General features: G+C 61.0%; 3 protein-coding genes. 2 read left to right on the forward strand and 1 reads right to left on the reverse strand.

Annotation, left to right across the window (positions count from 1 at the left end):
• A partial coding sequence (locus M5G20_RS25230) for a DUF6531 domain-containing protein (protein ID WP_273921387.1) occupies window positions 1-2,333 on the reverse strand: 2,333 nt, incomplete at its 3' end.
• A 245-nt stretch (window positions 2,334-2,578) separates the two neighbouring features.
• On the opposite strand from M5G20_RS25230, the gene M5G20_RS25235 reads away from it, so the two are divergent.
• Window positions 2,579-3,274: an HAD-IA family hydrolase gene (locus tag M5G20_RS25235; protein WP_273921388.1), complete on the forward strand. Its 696-nt coding sequence runs from the start codon at window positions 2,579-2,581 to the stop codon at window positions 3,272-3,274.
• Window positions 3,275-3,373: 99 nt separating this feature from the next.
• Entirely contained in the window at window positions 3,374-4,108 is a 735-nt protein-coding gene (locus M5G20_RS25240; protein ID WP_273921389.1) for a thioesterase II family protein, read from the forward strand.
• Window positions 4,109-4,351 lie beyond the last annotated feature (243 nt).

Below are 4,351 nucleotides of genomic sequence, written 5' to 3' on the forward strand. Positions count from 1 at the left end.
CCTTCCGGCGGAATCAGCGCGATCAGCCGTCCGAGCTCGTCGTAGCGGTATTCGGTGACGGCGCCGAGGGCGTCCTGCTCGGCGAGCAAGCGGCCCTGATCGTCATAGGTTTTGCGCTGCTCGCCGCCGTCGGCCGCTATCCGGCACACCAATCGCGCGCGGTCGTCGTGGACGTAGACTTCCTTGCTGCCGTCGGCATGCTTGAGCACCACAGCGCCGTCGTCGTCCCAGGTGTAGCGGGTGTCCATCTGCGCAAACGAGGCCCAATGCCGGGCACAGCGCACCGCTTTGCCGCTGCGTTCCCACTCCCAGTAAAAACTCGCGCCACCGGCCAGTTGCCGCTGCAGGATGACGTGCTGTTCGTCGTAGTCGTAGCGCTCGCTTTCACCCGCCGCGTTGGTGACTTCGATCAAGCGCCAACGGGCGTCGTAGCGGTAGGTCACCAGCGTCTGTTCGGTGCGCCATCCCTCGTCATCGGGGTGAATGCGCTGATAGTCGACAGCGATCAGGTGCTGACGGTCGTAGCGCAACAACAAGCAGCGACCGGCGCCGTTATCGAGCCGCTGAATGCGTCCGGACACGTCGCGCTGTACGCCCAGACGATTGCCGTAGGCATCGCTGATCGCGCTGAGGCCGCCATCACGAAAGTGATAAAACCGCGCCGACTCCCCCGCCAGCGCAACAATCAACTCTTCCGGCGCATCGCCCCGATAAATCGCCGCGCGCGACAAACTGTTGTGGATCGCCGGGCGCGCCACGCTCGGCAACGGAAACGGCGTGCGACGGTTTTCCGCGTCGATCCACACCACGGATTCGCCATCGATTTCCAGGCGCTGGGCCAGTGAATGGCTCCAGCCAAAACCGAGGCCGCTGTCGAGTTCAACGGCGCTGGTGCGATACAGGCGGGTGAATTCGAATGGCAGCACACCATCCAGAAAACCATCGCTGAGGGTCAGCAGTTCTTCGCCGGTGACCAGCGACACCGGGCAGCCGTGGGTGACGGTGCGCTCGGCGGAATCGGCGCTGTCGCCGTTGGGGTTTTTCGCCTGGGCCGGGGCATCGTCGTGCGGTTCATGCCGGCCCAGACGCGTTTTTGCCTCGGACTTGCTTCGAGCAATCGCCAGCGGATTGTCCACCCGGACATCCGCCGCGCCTGCCGTGCTGATCTGCAACGGAACCGCGGGCGCAGGTCTCAACCCCGCGCTTTGTGCATTGATCAGCAACGGTTTGAGCGTGTTCGCGTGGGCGCTAAGGTCAGACCGGCCCGTCAGTTGCGCCAGGCGCACACTCGCCGCTGCCAGCCATCGTCGGGCGCGTTCGGACTTGATCTTGTTGAGCACCTTGGCGCTCATGCCGAGCTTCAGGCCTGTAGGACCCAACAAGCGCACCAGCAGGAAACTGATCAGCAACTCCGTACGAATCTCCGCTACGACTTCAGCCATGTACTGCGGCGGCAGCATTCGCAGCCAACTGGTGAAAGCCGCCAGATGAATGAACACCAACGGTTCGTCGCTCAACACCAGCAGCACGTTGGCGATGGCTTCGGCCGAAGCGTTCAGGAGCTTTTGCAGTTCAGCTTCGGTCAGGTACGCAAGGAGCTTCGCGCTGTTGGCCTGCAGATCGGAGATCAGGTCGTAGAGCTGCTTTACGTCATCCCACAAACCGTGAAGGGCGTTGTCGACACCCCGCCAATCCGCGCGTTGCAACATGCCATAGCGTTCAGTGAAATCCGCTTCGGCAAACCCGGCCCACAGCGGTTGAAACTCGCTGTTCCACTCGTTGCGCAGCCAGCCTTCCAGCTCACTCAGCACGCCTTGGTAGGAGTCGTAGAGTGCCTTGATATGCGCGGTGGTGACGTTGGGGAAAAAGGTGATTCGATAGCGATTGCCGCGCCAGCATTCCGGAATCTCCAGAATGCCGCCGGGGCCGATGGTTTTGTGGATGGGATCACCAAATGTCGGACCCTTTCGGTCCTCTGTCAGCAGCCGTTCCAGCATCACTGGCGTGTTGCCGATCGGCACGAAGCGCGCGGCTTCAAACAGATGCACCAGCGTGAGCGGACCGCTGGCGGGGCAGGTGGCGACGGTGGAACTGACAGGTGTGGTCGAATGCTTCGGCGCAGTGAGGCGCACGTCGTTGCCGACCTCGAACACTTGCTCGACATCCAGCGTCCCGCCGGACCAGAAGTTTTCCGCCCAGGTGTCGTAGGCATTGAGGCTGAGGCGAAAATCACTGAGCAGGGCTTCGATGTCCGGCTGCTGCGGGTTCAACGCCGCCATCACCAGCAAACCGATGGTGTTGTTCAGAGCCAGCAGCTTGTCGGGATCAAACATTCGCGCAATTTCGCCAGGGTGAATGGGCGAGAAACTGTGCGTTGGATCGGTCGAGAAAGAAGTCGGGAAAGGAGGCGTTTGCTGTAGGGCGAATCGCTAAATCATCGACGTCACTTCGTCATCGGGCGGGTTTTGCCCGTTGCTCTTGGGCTGCGGTGCTCGCTATGCTGCTGAAACCTTTAATCAATCACGGAGCCGGCCGCGCCCGAGCCGCCCGGGATTTCGTTTAATACGGATCAGATGCGATGAATGCACCGCTGAAGGAATTCGGCCCGATCAAGGCCGTGATTTTCGACATGGACGGCTTGTTGCTGGACACCGAGGGCATTTACACCGAAGTCACGGCAACGATTGCCGCTCGCTACGGGCGCACGTTCGACTGGAGCGTCAAACAGAACATCATCGGTCGTGGGGCCGGTGACCTCGCGCGTTACGTGGTTGAGGCGCTTGATCTGCCGATCAGTGCCGAAGAGTTTCTGGTGATCCGCGAACCGCTCATGCGCGAGCGCTTTCCTACGGCGCAGGCGATGCCTGGCGCACAGCAGCTGGTTCGGCATCTGAAGGCTCACAACATCCCGATTGCAGTGGGCACCAGTTCTTCGAGCCTGTCGTTTGGTCAGAAAACCACGTTGCACCGCGACTGGTTCGCCTTGTTCGACTTCGTCGTGACTGCCGATGACCCGGAAGTGGGCGCGGCCAAACCTGCCCCGGATATCTTCCTCACCGCCGCGCGGCGGCTGGGTATTGCCCCTGAGGATTGCCTGGTGTTCGAAGATTCCCCGTTCGGCGTCACGGCGGCGAAAGCGGCGGGGATGACGGCGATTGCGATTCCGGATGCGGCCATGGCCGACGAAAAATACGCACACGCCGATGGCATTCTTCGTACGCTCAAAGCCTTCACGCCAAGCGCGTTTGGCCTGCCGGCGCTGGAGTGGGCCTGACGAAAGATGTGCTGAGCAAATGCCTTCTCATTTGATCGGCGACTAATTCAAGACGTACTTCATCCGTTCTCTTTACAGACAACTTTTGAGGTGCGTCCGGTGACCCCGCTGACATTGCTGTGCCTGCCTTACTCTGGCGCGAGCGCCATGGTCTATAGCCGCTGGCGGCGCAAACTGCCGGAGTGGATCAAGTTGCAACCGGTGGAGTTGCCGGGGCGTGGCGCGCGCTATGGCGAGCCATTGCACACCGACATGCGCCGGCTGGCGTTGCAACTGGCCCACGAACAAAAAGCCATGCTCAGGGCTCCTTATGCATTGTTCGGCCATAGCCTGGGCGCATTACTGGCCTGTGAGATGGCCCATGCGTTTCGCTCGCTGGGCGTTCCGGAGCCGGTGGCGCTGTTCGCCTCGGGCACCGCCGCGCCAACCATGCGCCTGGACTACGACCGCGGTTTTGCCGATCCGAAAACCGATGCCGAACTGATCGAGCAGCTGCGCATCCTCAACGGCACCAGCGAGGAAGTGCTGGCCAACGAAGAGCTGATGAGCCTGACCCTGCCGATCCTGCGCGCCGACTTCCAGTTGTGCGGGCGCTTCGAGCCGATTCAACGACCACTGCTCAAGTGCCCGGTGCACGTACTGGGCGGCAAGGCCGACCGCGCCACCACCGAACAATTGATCGGCTGGAGCAAGGAAACCCTCGGCAGCTTTTCCGTGGACATGTTCGCTGGCGGGCACTTCTTCATTCATGAGCATGAAGCCAAGGTGCTGCGGGTGATCAAGGATCAGCTGGAGGTGCATCATCGGCGGCATGCCATGGCGGCTGTGGGATAACCCAAACTCAAATATCACTCAATCCTTGTGGGAGCGAGCCTGCTCGCGATAGCGGTGTGTCAGGCAACATTGATGTCGACTGACACTGCCTCATCGCGAGCAGGCTCGCTTCCACAGTGGTTTTCAGCGTTCTGAAATCTCCCTTCTGATACTTGTTCTCATTCGCTAATTTTTCCGGCCTGGATTCGTTTTATAGGGACGACGTGCCTTTGTGCTTCCCGCCACTGATCCGGATACCCAGAA

Source organism: Pseudomonas sp. TNT2022 ID1044 (assembly GCF_028656895.1).
GTDB lineage: Bacteria > Pseudomonadota > Gammaproteobacteria > Pseudomonadales > Pseudomonadaceae > Aquipseudomonas > Aquipseudomonas reinekei.